The organism is Croceibacterium salegens (assembly GCF_009827435.1).
GTDB classification, from domain to species: domain Bacteria; phylum Pseudomonadota; class Alphaproteobacteria; order Sphingomonadales; family Sphingomonadaceae; genus Croceibacterium_B; species Croceibacterium_B salegens.
On record NZ_WTYM01000033.1, the window covers coordinates 39,595 to 57,012 of the forward strand.

Here is a 17,418-nt window from a genome sequence, read left to right on the forward strand (position 1 = left end):
GCTATTCCTTAGCTGTCGCGAAGCGCCAGCGCCAGACGAGACCGACATCGTCGTCCTCTCCCCATCCGTCTCGCACAAAGCAGGCCTTTTCGAGCACGCGGGAAGAGGCGGTCAGTTCAGGCAACGTGTGGGCAATCACCGAAGACGCGCCATTGTCGCGTGCAATTGCCAGGAGACCGAGCGTCAATTCCGTGGCGACGCTTTTGCCGGTGAACCCCGGAAAGGTGAGATAGCCGATTTCGACGACGCCGCCGTCACCCGGAGGTTCCTTGAAGCCTCCGAAACCAACCGGTCGGCCGTCGTCCCACGCCACGTAGGCGCACCACGGCTTGACCTGTTCGGCCTCAGCGAGTTGCGCCATCTCGGCGGCGAAATCGCCGGTGATTTCCGGATCGAACAGTTCCGGCTCACCGGCAAAAGGCCGCAGCCGGATGATCGTCAGCCCTTCTTGAGGTGCCGCCGCCCGAGCAACTCGGCGATTTGCACCGCATTCAGCGCCGCGCCCTTGCGCAGGTTATCGGACACGCACCACAGGGTCAGGCCGTTGTCGACCGTCGGGTCCTCGCGCACCCGGCTGACGTAAGTCGCACCATCGCCGGCACATTCGATCGGGGTGACGTATCCGCCGTCCTCGCGCTTATCGACCAGCATTACGCCCGGTGCCTCGCGCAGCACGTCCATGGCTTCGGCGGCGGAGATGTCCTTCTCAAACTCGAGATTGATCGCCTCGGAGTGGCCGACAAACACCGGCACGCGCACGCAGGTGGCATTGACCTTGATCTTGGGGTCGAGGATCTTCTTGGTCTCGACCACCATCTTCCACTCTTCCTTGGTCGAGCCGTCATCCATGAACACGTCGATGTGCGGGATCACGTTGAAGGCGATCTGCTTGGTAAACTTCTTCGGTTCGACCGGGTCGCCGACGAAGATCGCGCGGCTCTGCTCGAACAGTTCGTCCATGCCGGCCTTCCCTGCGCCCGACACCGACTGGTATGTCGAGACGACGCACCGCTTGATCGTCGCGAGGTCGTGAAGCGGCTTCAAGGCCACGACCATCTGCGCGGTCGAGCAGTTGGGGTTGGCGATGATGTTCTTCTTCGAATAGCCGTCGATCGCGTCCGGGTTCACCTCGGGCACGATCAGCGGTACGTCGGGGTCCATGCGGTAGAGCGACGAGTTGTCGATCACAACGCAGCCGGCAGCGGCCGCCTTGGGCGCATATTCCTTGGCCGGGCCCGAACCCGCGGCGAACAGCGCGATGTCGTAGCCGGCGAAGTCGAAGTGCTCGATATTCTTGCACTTGAGCAACTTGCCGGTGTCGCCGAATTCGATCTCGGTGCCGGTCGAACGCGAAGAGGCAATCGCGGTAATCTCGTTGAGCGGAAACTCACGCTCGGCGAGAATCGCGAGCATCTCGCGTCCCACATTCCCCGTCGCACCGACAACAGCTACCCGGTAACCCATCACGCACTCCGCTAGTTCAGTCCGCCGCGGGACCTAACCCCGCGCGGGCGCGCCGCAATGCACAATTGCATGCCCCCGTGCAAGCGAGGCTTTGCCTCAACCGATTCCGGCGAGGTGCAGCGTCAGCAGCAAGGCGGCACTCAGCGAGCCGGTAAGGCCGACCAGCGCGATCCAGCGCTTGCCCGCCTTTCGCAGGATTGCCAGCAGGTTGACCAGCGAGAACACGCCGAGAAAGACCAGGCTGCCTCCCTCGACAAGCTGCTCGATCCCGCCGACCAGCACGAGGATTATCGCTGAGGCGGAAATGACGATGGTCCCGAACCATGGCACGTCGCGTTCGTCGCGGCGGGCGAACAGGGCGGGCATCTCGCCGTCCTGCGCCGCCTGTTCCGCAAGCCGAGCCGTGGCGAAGACCGTGGCATTGATGGCCGAGCCGGCTGAAAAGGTCGCGGCAATCGAAACGGCGATGAAGCCGAACAGGCCCAGCGCGTCGCGCCCCGCTATAGCCAGCGCCACTTCCTTGTTCTCGACGATCGACTGCGCCCCGGCGAGCATTCCCGCGCCGAGTGCGACAAGGATGTAGGTCACCGTCGTCACGAGGATCGCCAGCGGCATGGCCACGGCAATAGTCCGCGGGGCGTCGCGCATTTCCTCGTAATCGTAGCTGAGCAGCTGGAAGCCTTCGTAGGCCATGAACACCACGCCCATGCCGATCAGCGCGTCGTGGAACCCGATGGGCATTTCGTTGTCGAGCACCAGCCGCTCGGGCGCCCAGTGCCACAGCCCGAACCCGGAAAGACCGAGCAGGATCACAAGCTTGCCCCACACCGCGACCTTCTCCAGCACCGTCGCTTCAGTCGCTCCGAGCAGGTTGATCCCGGCAAGCCCGACGATTGCACCGATCCCGGCTAGCAGCGCGGCCCAATGAGGAGCGCCGAACACGAAGGCGGCGTAAGCGCCGAAAGTCACCGCATAGACCGAGACCGTCAACGTATAGCCCGCGACCAGCACCCAGACGATCACCCGCGCCGCCCGCTTCCATCCCATCTCGCGAAGGTAGGCATAGGAGCCGCCCGACTGGTCGATCTGCCGGGTCAGCGCCGAATAGGAATGGCCCGAGGCCAGGGCGACGATCCCGCCGAGCAGGAAACTCGCCCAGGCCCAGTGCCCGGCAACCGAAATGACCACCCCCAGCGTCGAGAATATCCCGCCGCCGATCATCCCGCCGACCGCCATCGCCCATGCCCCGCCGGGCCCGAGCGCGTGCCCGTCCTTGCCTTTGCCGCCTTTCGCGTCGCTAGCAGGCATGAGCGATGATCATTCGGGCGGGGTCACTCCGTGGCTTTTCAGGAAGGACATGATCGTGTGCCACAGGTGCACGCTGATCTTCGGCCCGCCAACCCCGTGCGTCTGCCCGGGATAGAGCATCATTTCGAACGGCACGGCATCGCCCTGCAGTTTGGCGATGAGTTCCGAGCTGTTCTCGAACACGACATTGTCGTCCGAGAGGCCGTGGATCAGGAGCATCGGGTCGGAGATGCGGTCGGCATCCTGCAGCGCATCCGACTTGAGGTAGTCCTGCGGATCGGTCTTGGGCGAGCCCATGTACCGTTCAGTGTAAAACGTGTCGTAGAGTTCCCACTTTGTAACCGGCGCACCGGAAATCCCCACTGCGTAGAAGCCGGGATCGGCCTCGAGCATCTTGAGTGTCATGTAGCCGCCGTAGGACCAGCCGTAGATCGCGATCTTGTCCGGATCGACGAACGGCAGGCCCTTGAGATACTCGCCGCCGGCCTTCTGGTCGGCGACTTCGACACTGCCCATGGCGTGGTAGATCTGCTTTTCGAACGCGACACCGCGGTTCGACGAGCCCCGATTGTCGATCTCGAACCAGATGTAGCCCTGGTCCACGATCGCCTGCTGGAGCGCCCCGCCCCAGCCCTTGCTGACCTGCTGCGAGTGCGGTCCTCCGTAATGCGAAAAGAACACCGGGTAACGCTTGCCCGGCACCATGTCGGGCTTGATCATCTTCCAGTAAAGCGTCGAACCGTCGGGCCCCTTGATCGTGCCGAATTCAGGCTGATGCTGGCCGGCGATGTACGGGTGCCACGGGTGGTTCGTATCGAGCAGGTTCTGCTCGACCCATGCGAGCTGCTTTCCGCTGCCGTCGGCGAGATAGGTCTGCGTCGGCTGAGTCGGCGAAGAGCGCGAGACAAGCAGGCTCTTTCCCTTGCCGTCCATCGTCGCGCCGTTGCTGAACGCGAGGTCGGTCAGCCGCTTGGGCTCGCGCGGCTTGAGGTAGTCGAGCGAATAGACCTGCTGGGCCAGCACCCCGTCCTTGGTCGCGGTGAAGAACAGCGTGTGGCTGTCCTCGTCGACGCCGTCGAGGCCGGTCACGACCCACGCGCCCTTGGTCAACTGCTGCCACTTTCCATTTGCGAAGCGATATAGATGACCAAACCCGTCGCGCTCCGAGCGCCAGACCAGGCTGCCGTCCTTGAGGAAGCGGTACCCGTCGGTGAGGTTGATCCAATGCCCGTCGGCGGCGTGCTCGCTGAACAACACGCTGCTCTTGCCGGTCGCCGGATCGACCTTGAGCATGTCGAGACGGTCCTGAAGCCGGTTGATCCGCTGAACGTAAAGCGTCTTGCCGTCGGGCGCCCAGTCGACCCGGGCGAGGTAGACGTCAGGATCGCTGCCAAGGTCGACCTCGACCTTGCTCGCACCATCGGGGCTCACGACGTAGAGCGCGACATCGACGTTGGGCTGGCCTGCCGCCGGATAGCGCTGGTCGAAGGTCTTCGTGCCACTGGCGCCGATTGCCGCGCGGGTGACCACGCCGACAGGCGATTCGTCAAACCGCTCGACCGCGATGTGGGTCTCATCCGGCGACCACCAGTAACCGTTGCGACGGTCCATCTCTTCCTGGGCGACGAATTCGGCTTCGCCCCAGTGGACCAGGTCGCCCTCGGAAGGCGTGATCGCCTGCGGCTCGCTGGCGAGTCGACCGACGAAAAGCCGGTTGTCGCGCACGAACGAGAGATAAGTGCCTTTCGGGCTCAGCGCCGGGTTCAGCTCGCTGCCTTCGCTTTCGGTCAGGCGCTTCACCGAACCGTCGAGCCCGGCGAGGTAGAGATCGCCGTCCAGCGGGACGAGGATACTCATGCCGTCGGCGTTCCACGAATAGGTGATGATGCCCTTGAGCGAACCTACGCGCGAGCGTTCGCGCTGCATCTTCTCGGCCTCGGACAGTTCGCGGCCGCTACCGATCTTCTTAGAATCGACCAGCATGCTCCATTCGCCGCTGTCGCGGTCGAAGGCCCACAAGTCGTAGCGCTCCTTCTCGTCTTCGCGGTTGCGCAGCACTGTGAGGAAGCGCCCGTCGGGCGACAGCTTGGCCAAACGCGGCACGGGCCCATTCAGCGAAGGACTGGCAAAGACGCGCTCAAAGGTGAGCTGGCCGGGCTGGGCGGTGGACATCGTGGACTGGTTCTCCTGACCGAAGGCGTTAGCCGGAAGGATTGCCAAAGCAAGCGTGGCCGCAAGTGCGCGGTGCCGAACGTTATTCATGGGTTGGAAGCGACTCCGGAAACCAAAAAAAAAGGGCGCCCGTTGCGGGGCGCCCTTTTCGTTACCAATGAAATTGGTTTGAGGAAAGGCCTCAGCCTTCCTTCTGCACCTCGCGGCGCTCGGCGATGCGAGCGCGCTTGCCGGTGCGGCCGCGCAGGTAATAGAGCTTCGCCCGGCGCACCACGCCCTTGCGGACGACGGTGATGCTCTCGACGTTCGGCGAATAGAGCGGGAAAACACGCTCCACGCCTTCGCCAAAGCTCATCTTGCGGACGGTGAAATTGCTGTTGATGCCCCGGTTCGAGCGGGCGATGCACACGCCTTCGAAGTTCTGGACACGGGTACGCTCGCCTTCGACGACGCGCACGCCAACGCGCAGGGTGTCCCCGGCGCGAAATTCGGGAATGTCCTTCCCGAGGTTCTCGATGGCCTCGGCCTCGAGCTGCTGAATCAGGTTCATTGACCCTGGTCCTTCTTTTCTCGCCGCTCGCCAGAGGCAGGTCGGGCCCGAGCACCGATGTGGCGCTCCCAAAGGTCCGGCCTGCGTAACCGTGTATCGTTCTCGCTCATGGCCTTGCGCCATGCCGCGATTTTCGCATGATCCCCCGATCGCAGCACTTCAGGGATCGTGCGCCCTTCCCATTCGACAGGTCGGGTATAGTGCGGATATTCGAGCAGCCCTTCCTCGAAGGATTCCTCGGCCCCGCTGGACGGCGCGCCCATTACGCCGGGAAGCAGGCGAATGCAAGCGTCTAACAGGGCCAGCGCGGCGGTCTCTCCGCCCGAGAGGATTATGTCTCCGAGCGAGACCTCTTCGACGCCCCTGCCCTCGAAGATTCGGTCGTCGAAGCCCTCGAAACGGCCGCACAGAATCGTGACCCCGGGCCCTGTCGCGAGCTTACGCACCCGAGCTTGCGTCAAAGGCTTGCCGCGCGGTGTCATGGCGAGCACCGGACACTCCGGCTGGAGCCAGAGCGCATGGTCGATCGCCGAAGCTAGGACGTCGACCTTGAGCACCATCCCTGCCCCGCCCCCGGCAGGCGTGTCATCGACTGTTCGATGCTTGTCGGTGGCGAAGTCGCGAATCTGCACTGCCGCGCAGCTCCACACGCCTTCCTCCAGCGCACGCCCGGCCAGCGATATGCCCAGAGGCCCGGGAAACATCTCCGGGTAGAGCGTCAAGATGGTGGCAGCGAAGGTCACGTAATCGGTTCCCAGACATCGGGCGGCAGGAACTCGCGATCCGCTGCCAGCTCCTCCTTGAGCCATTCGCGGAATCGCTCGATCTTGCGTACGCCCACGCGGCTTGCCGGGTGGACCAGCCACTGCGCGCTGCCGGGCAGGTAGAGCGTTTCGAACGGTTGCACCAGCCGCCCGCTTTCGAGGTCGGATTTCCAGAAAAGGGGGCTCATCATGGCGATTCCGAAGCCGCCGAGCATCGTGCTTGCTTCCTGTAGCTGGCTGTCGAGCACGACGCCGCGGCGCGGTTCGGGCGGAGTGCCGATCCCGGCGGCGGCGAACCAGTTGGTCCACAGGCTGTCGTTCGGCGCGAGGCGTTCGACCCGGAGCAGGTCCTCGGGTCGGGAAATGCCGTTGGCGGCAAGGAAGTCCGGGGCGCAGATCGGGGCATAGTGCTGGCGAAACAGGAAGTCGCTGCGCAGCCCGTCCCACACGCCTCGCCCCGCGCGCACCGCCGCATCGATCCCGCCAAGCCCGAAATCGACCAGCTCGTTGGACAAGGTGAGGCGCAGCGCAAGGTCTGGATGGCGCAACTGGAAGCGCCCGATGCGCGCGCTGAGCCAGGTTGCGCCGATCGAAGCCGAAGAATCGACTGAGAGAATGTCCTCGTCCTCCTCGCGCAGCGCGTCAAACGCATCGGCGATCGCGTTGAAGCCGCTGGTCAGCGCCGGAAGCAGGCGACGACCACTGTCGGACAGGCGCACCCTTCCCCCGGCGCGGACAAACAGCGGCTTGCCGAGCCGGTCCTCGAGCTGGCGCACCTGGTAACTTATCGCCGCCTGGGTCATCCCCAGCTCTTCCGCCGCGCGCGAGAAATTCTCCAGCCGCCCGGCAGCTTCGAAGGCGCGAATGGCGGATAGTGGCGGCAGGCGGCTCATTCGCTAATCATAAGTAGACCTTATGCTATTGGCTAGCCGTTTTGTTGGCATTCGGAGCCGCGTGGGTGCATTCCTCCACCCGTCAACGAAAGGAACAGGCGATGATGATGGATCAGATGTTCACGCGCCATTGGGCGCTTCTTCACGACGAGTTTACCAAGGATTTGCACCGCGGCGTGGCCAAGGTCTTCCGCACGGCCGCCGACGCTTTCAAGCACCGGCTTGGCATGAACGAGGCTTATGACCACCGAAGACTGCTTTCGGCCCCGGCCAGCAAGTCCATCCTGGCGGGCTTTGCCGCCAGTGCGATGACCGTGGCCCTGTTTGTCGGCGCCTGGGCCGTCTCGGTACCCTCAATAGTCGTTGCATGATGTCCCGCAGGCAACGGCCCCCGCGGCCGACCCGTCCCCAGGCGGCCGCGGGGAGAATTTCGCAGTTCCGTGCGTTTGCCCCGCCATGGACGATTGCATCATCATCGGGGCCGGTCCCGCAGGCCTGACCGCGGCGATCTATCTGGCACGATACCACCTGGCGATCAGGCTGTTCGATTGCGGATCGAGCCGAGCAAGCCAGATACCATGCACACATAACCACGCCGGCTATCCCGAGGGCATCTCCGGCAAGGAGTTGCTCAATCGGATGTACGCGCAGGCGCACAAGTTCGGCGCTATCCGCGAGGAAACCCGCGTCGAGCACCTCGCACTGACCGGGGACCATTTCACCGTTGGATCGGGCGATGGAACCTACACCGCGCGCACCGTCCTCCTCGCCACCGGCGTAACCAACAAGCGCCCCGAAAGCCTGCCCGACGACATTCACGATGCCGCCCTGGCCGCCGGGATGCTGCGCTATTGCCCGGTCTGCGATGGCTACGAGGTAACCGACCGGCGCGTGGCGGTGGTCGGCACGGGCGATCATGGCACCGCAGAAGCGCTGTTCCTGCGCGGCTATACCGCCGACCTGACACTGGTTTCACCCGATGGGGAGCATGACCTCGACGAGGCATGCAGCCGCAAGCTCGACGAAGCCGGTATCGCGCGCATCGCAGGCCCATGCGGCGGTTGGAAGATCGAGGGCCAGCGCCTCGCCTTCGACACCGCGGAAGGGCGCCTTTCCTTCGACAGCGTCTATCCGGCGCTCGGCTCGGTCGTGCGTTCCGAACTCGCAACGGCGGCGGGTGCCGAAACTACGGACGATGGATGCGTCGTTGTCGGAGACCATCTTGAAACCACCGTCCCGGGCCTGTTTGCCGCCGGAGACGTCGTCGTCGGACTCGACCAGATCAGCCACGCTATGGGCCAGGCCGGCGTTGCCGCCACGGCCATCCGCAACCACCTGGCCGAGCAACGACCGCTCCGCCGCTAGGCTGTTTCGGCGAGGTATTCGTCGAGCTTGTCGAAGCTGCCGCCCCAGCCGCCCGCCATGCCAGCCATCTGCTTTGCGAATATGGCGAGCGCTTCGTCGGTGTATTCTATCGGCGTCCAGTGCAGCGTGACCTCGGTTTTGCCGTCTTTCTCGGCGAGGTCGACCTCGGTCAGCAGGGTCGCCGGCCAGTGCTCGAAAAACGGCGGTGTCACCTTGTTGCCGTCGGCATCGCAAATGCTCTGTTCCCACACCACCCGCGTCGGCGGAGTGAACTCCCGCCACAGGCACAAGGCGTGGAGATCCATGGTGTCGGACGTGTTGCGCGCAATCGACGACTTTCCCTCTGCAACCTCGCCCTGCACGATCTCGTAGGTCGATCCCTTCGGGCCGGACCATTGGACCATCTTCTGCGGATCGGCCCAGGCATCGTAGACCCGCTCGATCGGGGCATCGAAGGTGCGGCTAATGACGAAGACGGGCACATCGGGAGCGGTCATTTCGAGTCCTTTTCGGAATCGAGGAATTGTTCGAGCCGGTCGAAGCGGTCGGGCCAGTAGCTTGCCATTTCGGCGAGGAAGCGTTGAGCCTGTTCGGCCCCCTCGGGCCGCAGGCGGCGCGGGCGCGACTGGCCGACGCGCGCAGTCTCGATCAGCCCGGCCTCTTCCAGCACCTTGAGGTGGCGGGAGATCGCCGGCTGGCTGATCGGGAAATTCTCAGCAATGTCACCGACATTGGCCTCGCCCTTTGCCAGCCGGCGCAGGATTGCCCGGCGCGTGGGGTCCGCCAGTGCAGCGAAGGCAAGGTCGAGCAACTCATTCATAGCCCCTTATTTATATAACAATTACGTTATGTAAAGATTTTCATTCTTTCCCGGGCGTTCGTGGTAGTTGGAAACCATGGCACGCCTTGGGGGCACCCACCGAATCGCTGGCCGCACCGTGCACCGAATGGGCTACGGGGCGATGCAGTTGGCTGGGCCCGGCGCATTCGGCCCGCCGCGCGACCGCGACGAGGCAGTGGCGGTGCTTCGCGAAGCGATTTCGCTCGGCATCGATCACATCGACACCAGCGACTATTACGGCCCCTATACGGTCAACCGGCTGATCCGCGAGGCGCTGGACCCCTATCCGGCGAACCTGCTGCTGGTGACCAAGCTCGGCGCCCGGCGCAACGCGGCAGGCGAGTGGCTGCGCTGGAACGCGCCCGACGAACTGGAGCACGGCCTTCGCGACAACATGTGGCGCCTCGGCATCGAGGCCGTCGAGGTCGCCAACCTGCGGCTGATGTTCGGCCACGTCGGTCCGGCCGAGGGAGATATCCGCCCGCTGCTCGAACCGCTGATCGCCTGTCGCGAGAAAGGCATTCTCAAGCACATCGGCATCAGCAATGCCCTGCCCTCGCAGGTCGCCGAAGCGCGGAAGATGACGGAGATCGCCTGCGTGCAGAACGCCTACAACCTCGCCAATCGCGGCGACGACGCGCTGATCGACGAACTTGCCGCGGCGGGCATCCCCTACGTCCCGTTCTTCCCGCTCGGCGGCTTCAACCCGCTGCAGTCCGCAAAGCTCGACCGCGTGGCGGCCGAACTGGGTGCGACGCCGATGCAGGTAGCGCTGGCCTGGCTGCTGCAGCGTTCGCCGAACATCCTGCTGATCCCCGGCACGTCCTCGCTCGCCCACCTTCGCGAAAACATCGCCGCGGCGGAGTTGGAGCTGCCCGCAGATGCGGTGGCGGAACTGGACAAGATCGGGGGCTAGGCCCCAGCCTTCATTCGAACATCGAAGCGTCGAAGATCGCCAGCTTCTCGATCCTGCGAAAGGCCAAGTAAGCGACGGGCCAGCAAGGGATCATCGCGACGACAACTATCATCACGGCGATGCCCAAAATCGTGCCGATGTCTTCGCCACTTTCCGCGAATATCATGATGACGAGGAAGAATGCGGCGACCACGGCGGCACCGCCCAATGCGGCATAGGGAGTCCTGGTTCTTCGCGCCGTGGTCGTCGCAAACATCAGGACAAGCAAAACAGCCGACATCGTTGCCATCGTGGACATCAACAGCCCCATGAACACCACCACGACGGTATCGGAATCCATGCTCACTCCACCGCAAATTCGTTGGCGACGACCACCCGCTCCCCATCCCACTCGGGCACGGCGGCCTCGATCATCGGCACCATGAAGCGCTTTCCGGTCGGGCGTTCAATCTCGAGGATATCGCCCGCGCCGTAGTTTTCGACAGCGACGACCACGCCCAGCGCCTCTCCGGCATCGGATATCGCGACGAGGCCCAGCAGGTCGGCGTGGTAATACTCGCCCTCGCCCAGCGCCGGGAGCGCGCTGCGCGGGACGGTGAGGACGGTACCGCGAAACTGTTCGGCGGCGGTGCGGTCGGGGAGTTCGGCAAAGCGGGCGATCGCCCCGCCCTTGCCGTCGTCGCGCAGTTTCTTAAGTGTCAACGCGCCGTCGTTGAAGCTCTTGTGACGCTTGAGGGCATCGATCCCCTCGCCGAACAGCTTCAGGCGGACTTCGCCCGTCACGCCGTGCGCGCCGGTGACGGCGGCCAGGTTGACGGGCTTGTCCTGTACCAAGGGAGCTTAGCCCTCTGCCTTCTCTTCGCCGGCGTCTTCGGCAACGGCTTCCTCAGCCGGAGCTTCTTCCGCGGCAGGCTCTTCGGCCGGAGCCTCGTCCTGGGCAGCGACTTCCGCGGTGGGAGCTTCCTCAGCCGGAGCTTCCTCAGCCGGAGCTTCCTCAGCCGGAGCTTCGTCCTGGACCGCAACTTCCTCAGCCGGAGCTTCGGCAACGGTTTCCTCAACCGCGGCTTCTTTCGCGACCGGAGCGGCTTCGGCAGCCTTGGCGGCTTCCTCGGCCTCGGCGAGCTTGGCCGCCTTCTCTTCGGCGCGGTCCTTGGCGGCCTGGCCCGGTTCACCCTTCTTCGGGTTGTTGCGGGCGGCGCGCTCCTTGATGCCGGCGGCATCGAGGAAACGGGCGACGCGGTCCGACGGCTGTGCGCCGACGCCGAGCCAGTAACGAGCGCGGTCTTCGTTCAGCACGACGCGCTTGTCGTCATCCTTGGCGAGCAGCGGGTTGTAGACGCCGATCTGTTCGAGATATTTGCCGTCGCGCGCGCTGCGGCTGTCGGCCGCAACGATGCGATAATACGGACGCTTCTTCGCGCCACCGCGCGAAAGCCTCAATGCAATTGCCATTTCACTTCACCTTTCTGAATCAAATACCTGTAAAATCATTTCTTCTTGAGAAGGTCTGCCATGTCGGGCGGGATCTGGCCGCCGGGTAGCCCGGGCATTCCGCCAGCTGCTCCGCCGCCGCCGAGACCGCCCATTCCGCCCATTCCGCCGCTTGCGAAAAGCTGGCCGAGGCCCTTGAGCCCGCCCATCTTGCGGATCTGCTTCATCGCCCGGCCCATTTCCTGGTGCATCTTGAGCAGCTTGTTGACGTCCTGCACTTCGGTGCCCGAACCGGCCGCGACGCGCTTCTTGCGCTTGGCGTTCATCAGTTCGGGACGGGCGCGTTCCTTTGGGGTCATCGAGCCGATGATCGCATCCATGTGGACCAGCACCTTGTCGTCCATGCCCGACTGGGCCATCGCCTGTTTGGCCTTCTTCATGCCGGGCAGCATACCCGCGAGCATGCCCAGCCCGCCCATGTTCTGCATCTGCCGCAGCTGAGTGCGCAGGTCGTTCATGTCGAACTTGCCGGCCATCATGCGCTTGGCGAGCGCTTCGGCCTCTTCTTCCTTGATCGATTCGGCGGCCTTTTCGACCAGCGAGACGACGTCGCCCATACCGAGGATGCGGCCGGCGACGCGATCCGGGCTGAACGCCTCGATCGCGTCGAGTTTCTCGCCGGTACCGGCGAACTTGATCGGCTTGCCGGTGACCGCGCGCATCGAAAGCGCCGCGCCGCCGCGCGCATCGCCGTCCATCCGGGTCAGCACGACACCGGTCAGCGGCACCTCGTCGGAGAACGACTGCGCGACATTGACCGCGTCCTGGCCGGTCAGCGAATCGACCACCAGCAGCACTTCGGCCGGAGTGGCGACGGCAGCCACGGCCTTCATCTCGGCCATCAGCGCTTCGTCGACGTGGAGGCGGCCCGCGGTGTCGAGCAACAGCACGTCGACCGCCTGCAGCTTCGCCGATTCGAGCGCGCGGCGGGCGATATCGACAGGCTGCTGGCCCTGAACGATCGGCAGGGTGGCGACCGAGACCTGCTCGCCGAGGACAGCGAGCTGCTCCTGCGCGGCCGGGCGGTTGACGTCGAGCGACGCCATGAGCGCCTTCTTGCCGTGCTTTTCCTTGATCAGCTTGCCGAGCTTGGCAGTCGTGGTGGTCTTGCCCGAGCCCTGAAGGCCGACCATCATGATCACCGCCGGCGGGCGGACATCGAGGTTGAGCGGCGCAGCGCCTTCACCGCCAAGCATCGCGACGAGCTCATCGTTGACGATCTTGACGACCTGCTGACCGGGGGTGACCGACCTGAGGACGTTCTGGCCGACCGCCTTCTCAGTGACGGCAGCGATGAAATCGCGCGCCACCGGCAGGGCTACGTCGGCCTCGAGCAGCGCGACGCGCACTTCGCGCATCGCTTCGCGCACGTCCTGTTCGTTCAGCGCCCCACGCCCGCGCAGGCGGTCGAAGACCCCGGTCAGGCGATCGGACAGCGTGTCGAACATAGGCTCACGTCACTCCAAACGGCAAAAACGCCGGCGGACGAAACCTCGTCAGCCAGCGGGGCACAAGTCCCTGAAAACTCGTTGAATGGTGGAGCCTAGCGGGATCGAACCGCTGACCTCTACAATGCCATTGTAGCGCTCTCCCAGCTGAGCTAAGGCCCCGTGCCATTCATAAACCGGCCCACCCTGGGAGGTGTGCCGTCCTTGCGGAGGCAGCCCTTTATTGGCTGCCCCCGAATTTCGCAAGTACCTATCTTGCACCTTTTAGCACAAGTTTGCCGCCAGGTCGCGGAAGGCAGAGCGCGGATGCGCCCAGCCGGTCAGGCCGGAAGGCAAGCAGCGTGGTTGCGCTGCGACCGCCGGCCGAAGGTATGAGGAATCAGGAGTCGTCTTCGTCGTCGTCCGACGTCTTGGTAACGCCGAGGTCGTCGTCGCCACCGAGGTCCACGTCGTTGTCCGGCGAATCGTCGTCCTCGTCGATATCTTCCAGTTCTTCGTCGGCCAGGTCGGAATCGGAATCCTCCTCTTCCTTCTTCTTTTCGGCTTCCTCGAACGGGATCGGCTGCTTCGACTTCAGCACCGGTTCCGGATACCACTCGTTGCCGCACTCGATGCAGCTTACGGGTTCGTCCTTCTCCAGGTCGTAAAAGCGCTCACCGCACTTGGGGCAGGTGCGCTTGGAGCCCCATTCTGGCTTGACCATTGTATATCCTCGAAACTGCCCGCGCCTGACGCGGGACTGAAAATCCGTGATGCTTGATGGGTGCCGGGCGCAAGCAAATCAAGGCCCGGAATCAAGAGCGCGCGCGCCTTGCCACAGGGCAAGTGCGCTGTCAAAAGCCCGCGCGCCGTGAACAGCCATGACCCCATAGCCGCGCGACCGCGCCGTTTCGCCCCTTCCGGCCCGCTCAAGGGCCGAATCCGCGTGCCCGGCGACAAGTCGATCAGCCACCGCTCGCTGATGTTCGGCGCGCTCGCCGTGGGCGAAACGCGCGTTTCCGGGCTGCTTGAAGGCGAAGACGTCATGGCCACCGCCGCGGCGCTGCGGGCGATGGGCGCGACGATCGAGAATCAGGGCGACGCCTGGTCGATTCACGGCGTCGGCGTCGGCGGGCTGCTGCAACCGGCGAGGCCGCTCGACATGGGCAACTCGGGCACCTCGACGCGCCTGTTGATGAGCCTCGTAGCCAGTCACCCGATCAGCGCAACCTTCGTCGGCGACGCCAGCCTGTCGAAGCGCCCGATGGGCCGGGTAATCGATCCGCTGTCGCTGATGGGCGCGAATTTCGAGTCGAGCGAAGGCGGCCGCCTGCCGCTTACCGTGCGCGGCATCTCGCCCGCCGTGCCGATCGAATACCGCCTCCCGGTCGCCTCGGCCCAGGTCAAGAGCGCGGTGCTGCTCGCCGGGCTCAACACCTCGGGGATCACCAAGGTCATCGAACCTGTCCCGACGCGCGACCACACCGAACGGATGCTGAGGGGCTTCGGCGCCGAGTTGGAGGTATCCAACGACCTAGGCGAGCGCGTCATCACAATCCGCGGCGAGGCCGATCTCAAGCCGCAGGACATCGTGGTGCCGGGCGACCCCTCGTCCGCCGCCTTCTTCATCGTCGCCGCGCTTGTGGTTCCGGGCAGCGAGCTGACGATCGAGAACGTCGGCATGAACCCGACTCGCGCCGGCCTCGTCGGCGTGCTGCAGGCAATGGGCGGACGGATCGAGGTCACGAACGAGCGCGTGGTCGGTGGTGAGCCGGTCGCCGACCTGGTGGTGAAGCACTCCGAACTTTCGGGCATCGAGGTCAATCCGGTCGTGGTGCCGAGTATGATCGACGAATTCCCGGTCTTCTTCGTCGCCGCCGCATTGGCCAAGGGGCAGACCGTGACCACAGGGCTCGACGAGCTGCGGGTCAAGGAATCCGACCGCCTGACAGCCATGGCCGAGGCGCTGACCGGCGCGGGCGCCCGGGTAGTCGAGCGCGAGGACGGTCTGGTCATCGAAGGCACCGGCGGCGAACCGCTGCGCGGCACCACCGACAGCTGCACCAAGACTCACCTCGACCACCGCATCGCCATGGCCATGGCCGTCGCCGGCCTCGCCAGCCGCGACGGTGTGGAGGTGGACGACACCCGGCCGATTGCGACAAGCTTTCCGGCGTTCGAGGCGCTGCTGGCGGAATGTGCGGGTTGAACCCGCTCGCTCCCCCATTCTTGTCACCCCGGACTTGTTCCGGGGCCGGGCTTCCTGCTGGCCGACGTGACGCAAGAGGACAAAGCACTACCCCGGAACAAGTCGGGGGTGATATTGTGCGGTTTGCGTCGTGAGTTTCGATCTCGCCAACCTGGCTGGCCTGCTCGGCGCGGGACTGATCGTCGTTGCCTACGCTTACAACACGGCCAAGGGCGAGCAGACGAACCCTTTCGTTCAGCACGGCCTCAATTTCGTCGGAGCAAGTCTGCTCATCGCATCACTGCTGGTCCACACCAACCTGCCCTCGTTGCTGCTTGAGGGTATCTGGGCCTGTGTCGCTGTCTGGGGGCTCGCGAAGGCGTTCTCGAACCACTCCCCCTCCCGCAAGCGGGAGAGGTCAGGGGTGGGCCGGAATGCCACCTATTCTGCTAGCCCACCATCCAGCCCCCTACCGCCTGCGGGAGGGGGAGAATGATCATCGCTGTTGATGGACCTACGGCCAGCGGCAAGGGCACCATAGCCCGTGCGCTGGCCGCGCATTTCGGGCTGCCGCATCTCGATACCGGGCTGCTCTATCGCGCGGTCGGCTATCAGGTTGGACTCGACGGCGGCAATCCGGATGAGGCGGCGGACGCTCTCGCCGCCTGTGCGTTTCCCGACGCCCTGCTCGAAAATTCCGAACTGCGCAGCGAAGCCACCGGCGGGCTCGCGAGCCGAGTTTCGATCCATCCAGCCGTGCGGCAGGCTCTTTACGAGCGGCAGCGGCAGTTTGCACTGCAACCCGGGGGCGCGGTACTCGACGGACGCGACATAGGTACGGTCATTGCTCCCGAGGCCGAGGTGAAGCTGTTCGTCACCGCCTCGGTCGAAGCTCGCGCCGAGCGCCGTTTCCGCGAGATGCAGGCGCAGGGCCGCGCGGCAACGCTCGCCGAGATCGCAGAGGACCTGCGCCGGCGTGACGAGCGCGACCGCACACGTGCTACGGCCCCGCTGGTCGCCGCGCTCGACGCGGTGCAGCTCGATACCTCCAGCCTGTCGCCCGACCAGGCGGTGGCGGAGGCCATTCGTATCGTCGAGCAGAAGCCCAACCACCACGCCTAACCGAATCCAAGCGCGCTTGCGCGGGTTCGCGTTCGTCTATATACTGAACCATATGGTTCACTATTCAGAAGCCCGACTCGACACCGCCTTTGCCGCCTTGTCCGATGCGACCCGGCGCGGCGTGCTCGAACAGCTCGGGCGATCCGAAGCCTCGATCACCGAACTCGCCGACCGCTTCCACATGACCCTAACCGGCATGAAGAAGCACATCAGCGTGCTCGAGCGCGCGGGCCTCGTCACCACACGCAAGGTAGGGCGCGTGCGGACCTGCCGATCTGGCCTCAGCGGGCTGGAGGAAGAGGCGGCATGGATCGAGAACTACCGCAAGATGTGGTCCGCTCGGTTCGAGGCGCTGGACGAGGTTATCGAGGAACTGCAGGCACAGGAGAACGACGATGAACGACATGGCAAGTGAACCCGCCGGGGCGGCGCACCCGACAACGGCGGAACGCGTTTCAGACCGGGAAATGGCCGTCTCCCGCGTCTTCGCGGCCCCACCGCGCATCGTCTTCAAGGCATGGTCGCGCTCGGAATTGTTCCAGCGCTGGTGGGTGCCGCAGTCGATGGGACTCAACCTGCAATCGTGCGACATGGACGTCCGCACCGGCGGCACATACCGCCTCGAGTTCGGCTTGCCGGACGGTACCTCGATGGCCTTCTTCGGACGGTATCTCGAAGTAATCCCGGAAGCGAAGATCGTCTGGACCAACGAGGAAAGCCCCGAAGGCAACGTGATTACGGTGACCTTCGAGAACCGTGGCGACACGACACTGCTGACCTTCCACGAGCTCTATCCCTCGAAAGAGGCGCTGGATCGGGCACTCGAAGACATGGACGACGCCCTGCTCGAACCGTTCGAACAGCTCGACGCGCTGCTTGTCGAGATGGGGGCAAACCACGGCTAGCCGCGGCGCCTT

Annotated in this window: 21 protein-coding genes, 1 tRNA gene and 1 pseudogene; 8 read left to right on the top strand and 15 right to left on the bottom strand. The window is 64.6% G+C overall.

Features of this window, described 5'->3' with window-relative positions:
* Nucleotide 1: 1 nt before the first annotated feature.
* From GRI89_RS06185 to GRI89_RS06215, 7 genes are all read right to left on the bottom strand, one after another.
* Nucleotides 2-442, bottom strand: coding sequence for a GNAT family N-acetyltransferase (locus tag GRI89_RS06185; protein ID WP_328598146.1), 441 nt, complete (start codon nt 440-442; stop codon nt 2-4).
* Nucleotides 439-1,464: an aspartate-semialdehyde dehydrogenase gene (locus GRI89_RS06190; protein WP_159793288.1), complete on the bottom strand. Its 1,026-nt coding sequence runs from the start codon at nt 1,462-1,464 to the stop codon at nt 439-441. Before GRI89_RS06190 ends, GRI89_RS06185 begins: the two co-directional genes overlap by 4 nt.
* A gap of 96 nt (nt 1,465-1,560) precedes the next feature.
* Nucleotides 1,561-2,772, bottom strand: coding sequence for an APC family permease (locus GRI89_RS06195; RefSeq protein WP_159793290.1), 1,212 nt, complete (start codon nt 2,770-2,772; stop codon nt 1,561-1,563).
* A gap of 9 nt (nt 2,773-2,781) precedes the next feature.
* Nucleotides 2,782-5,034, bottom strand: coding sequence for a S9 family peptidase (locus GRI89_RS06200; protein ID WP_201290876.1), 2,253 nt, complete (start codon nt 5,032-5,034; stop codon nt 2,782-2,784).
* Between the two features lie 91 nt (nt 5,035-5,125).
* Nucleotides 5,126-5,494, bottom strand: coding sequence for a 50S ribosomal protein L19 (gene rplS / locus GRI89_RS06205; RefSeq protein WP_159793292.1), 369 nt, complete (start codon nt 5,492-5,494; stop codon nt 5,126-5,128).
* The gene (gene trmD, locus GRI89_RS06210) at nt 5,491-6,237 is read right to left on the bottom strand and encodes a tRNA (guanosine(37)-N1)-methyltransferase TrmD (RefSeq protein ID WP_328598114.1); all 747 of its coding nucleotides are present in this window, start codon (nt 6,235-6,237) and stop codon (nt 5,491-5,493) included. Before trmD ends, rplS begins: the two co-directional genes overlap by 4 nt.
* Nucleotides 6,234-7,151: a LysR substrate-binding domain-containing protein gene (locus tag GRI89_RS06215; protein ID WP_159793296.1), complete on the bottom strand. Its 918-nt coding sequence runs from the start codon at nt 7,149-7,151 to the stop codon at nt 6,234-6,236. Before GRI89_RS06215 ends, trmD begins: the two co-directional genes overlap by 4 nt.
* Nucleotides 7,152-7,252: 101 nt before the next feature.
* Here GRI89_RS06215 and GRI89_RS06220 point away from each other — a divergent pair, with 101 nt between their 5' ends.
* Together GRI89_RS06220 and GRI89_RS06225 are read left to right on the top strand one after the other, a co-directional pair.
* Nucleotides 7,253-7,522, top strand: a complete 270-nt coding sequence (locus GRI89_RS06220; RefSeq protein ID WP_159793298.1) for a hypothetical protein — start codon at nt 7,253-7,255, stop codon at nt 7,520-7,522.
* Nucleotides 7,523-7,607: 85 nt separating this feature from the next.
* On the top strand, nt 7,608-8,516 hold the full coding sequence (locus GRI89_RS06225) for an NAD(P)/FAD-dependent oxidoreductase (protein WP_159793300.1): 909 nt from the start codon (nt 7,608-7,610) through the stop codon (nt 8,514-8,516).
* On the opposite strand, the gene GRI89_RS06230 is transcribed toward GRI89_RS06225, so the two are convergent.
* Both GRI89_RS06230 and GRI89_RS06235 read right to left on the bottom strand, forming a co-directional pair.
* Entirely contained in the window at nt 8,513-9,013 is a 501-nt protein-coding gene (locus GRI89_RS06230; protein ID WP_159793302.1) for an SRPBCC family protein, read from the bottom strand. The two genes, GRI89_RS06225 and GRI89_RS06230, sit on opposite strands and share 4 nt — an antisense overlap.
* Nucleotides 9,010-9,336, bottom strand: coding sequence for an ArsR/SmtB family transcription factor (locus GRI89_RS06235; RefSeq protein WP_159793304.1), 327 nt, complete (start codon nt 9,334-9,336; stop codon nt 9,010-9,012). The genes GRI89_RS06230 and GRI89_RS06235 overlap by 4 nt, the downstream gene beginning before the upstream one ends.
* 76 nt (nt 9,337-9,412) lie before the next feature.
* On the opposite strand from GRI89_RS06235, the gene GRI89_RS06240 reads away from it, so the two are divergent.
* Complete coding sequence (locus GRI89_RS06240; RefSeq protein ID WP_159793306.1) at nt 9,413-10,273, top strand: oxidoreductase; 861 nt, start codon at nt 9,413-9,415, stop codon at nt 10,271-10,273.
* A 10-nt stretch (nt 10,274-10,283) separates the two neighbouring features.
* Here GRI89_RS06240 and GRI89_RS06245 read toward each other — a convergent pair whose 3' ends face one another.
* From GRI89_RS06245 to GRI89_RS06270, 6 genes and pseudogenes are all read right to left on the bottom strand, one after another.
* Nucleotides 10,284-10,613, bottom strand: coding sequence for a hypothetical protein (locus GRI89_RS06245; RefSeq protein ID WP_159793308.1), 330 nt, complete (start codon nt 10,611-10,613; stop codon nt 10,284-10,286).
* A gap of 2 nt (nt 10,614-10,615) precedes the next feature.
* Nucleotides 10,616-11,107: a ribosome maturation factor RimM gene (gene rimM / locus GRI89_RS06250; RefSeq protein ID WP_159793310.1), complete on the bottom strand. Its 492-nt coding sequence runs from the start codon at nt 11,105-11,107 to the stop codon at nt 10,616-10,618.
* A 162-nt stretch (nt 11,108-11,269) separates the two neighbouring features.
* Nucleotides 11,270-11,725 (bottom strand): annotated as a pseudogene (gene rpsP, locus GRI89_RS06255) (30S ribosomal protein S16); the annotation flags it as partial.
* A gap of 35 nt (nt 11,726-11,760) precedes the next feature.
* Nucleotides 11,761-13,212, bottom strand: coding sequence for a signal recognition particle protein (ffh, locus tag GRI89_RS06260; protein ID WP_159793314.1), 1,452 nt, complete (start codon nt 13,210-13,212; stop codon nt 11,761-11,763).
* 86 nt (nt 13,213-13,298) lie between these two features.
* Nucleotides 13,299-13,374 (bottom strand) — tRNA-Ala (locus GRI89_RS06265).
* A 217-nt stretch (nt 13,375-13,591) separates the two neighbouring features.
* Entirely contained in the window at nt 13,592-13,915 is a 324-nt protein-coding gene (locus tag GRI89_RS06270; RefSeq protein WP_159793316.1) for a TIGR02300 family protein, read from the bottom strand.
* Nucleotides 13,916-14,062: 147 nt separating this feature from the next.
* Here GRI89_RS06270 and aroA point away from each other — a divergent pair, with 147 nt between their 5' ends.
* From aroA to GRI89_RS06295, 5 genes are all read left to right on the top strand, one after another.
* Nucleotides 14,063-15,400 (top strand): 3-phosphoshikimate 1-carboxyvinyltransferase, encoded by a 1,338-nt coding sequence (gene aroA, locus GRI89_RS06275; protein ID WP_328598115.1) that lies wholly within the window; start codon nt 14,063-14,065, stop codon nt 15,398-15,400.
* 130 nt (nt 15,401-15,530) lie between these two features.
* Nucleotides 15,531-15,875: a CBU_0592 family membrane protein gene (locus tag GRI89_RS18245; protein WP_328598116.1), complete on the top strand. Its 345-nt coding sequence runs from the start codon at nt 15,531-15,533 to the stop codon at nt 15,873-15,875.
* Nucleotides 15,872-16,501 (top strand): (d)CMP kinase, encoded by a 630-nt coding sequence (locus GRI89_RS06285; protein WP_159793320.1) that lies wholly within the window; start codon nt 15,872-15,874, stop codon nt 16,499-16,501. The genes GRI89_RS18245 and GRI89_RS06285 overlap by 4 nt, the downstream gene beginning before the upstream one ends.
* A gap of 52 nt (nt 16,502-16,553) precedes the next feature.
* Entirely contained in the window at nt 16,554-16,916 is a 363-nt protein-coding gene (locus GRI89_RS06290; protein WP_159793322.1) for an ArsR/SmtB family transcription factor, read from the top strand.
* Nucleotides 16,897-17,406 (top strand): SRPBCC domain-containing protein, encoded by a 510-nt coding sequence (locus GRI89_RS06295; protein ID WP_159793323.1) that lies wholly within the window; start codon nt 16,897-16,899, stop codon nt 17,404-17,406. The genes GRI89_RS06290 and GRI89_RS06295 overlap by 20 nt, the downstream gene beginning before the upstream one ends.
* The last annotated feature ends 12 nt before the right edge of the window (nt 17,407-17,418 follow it).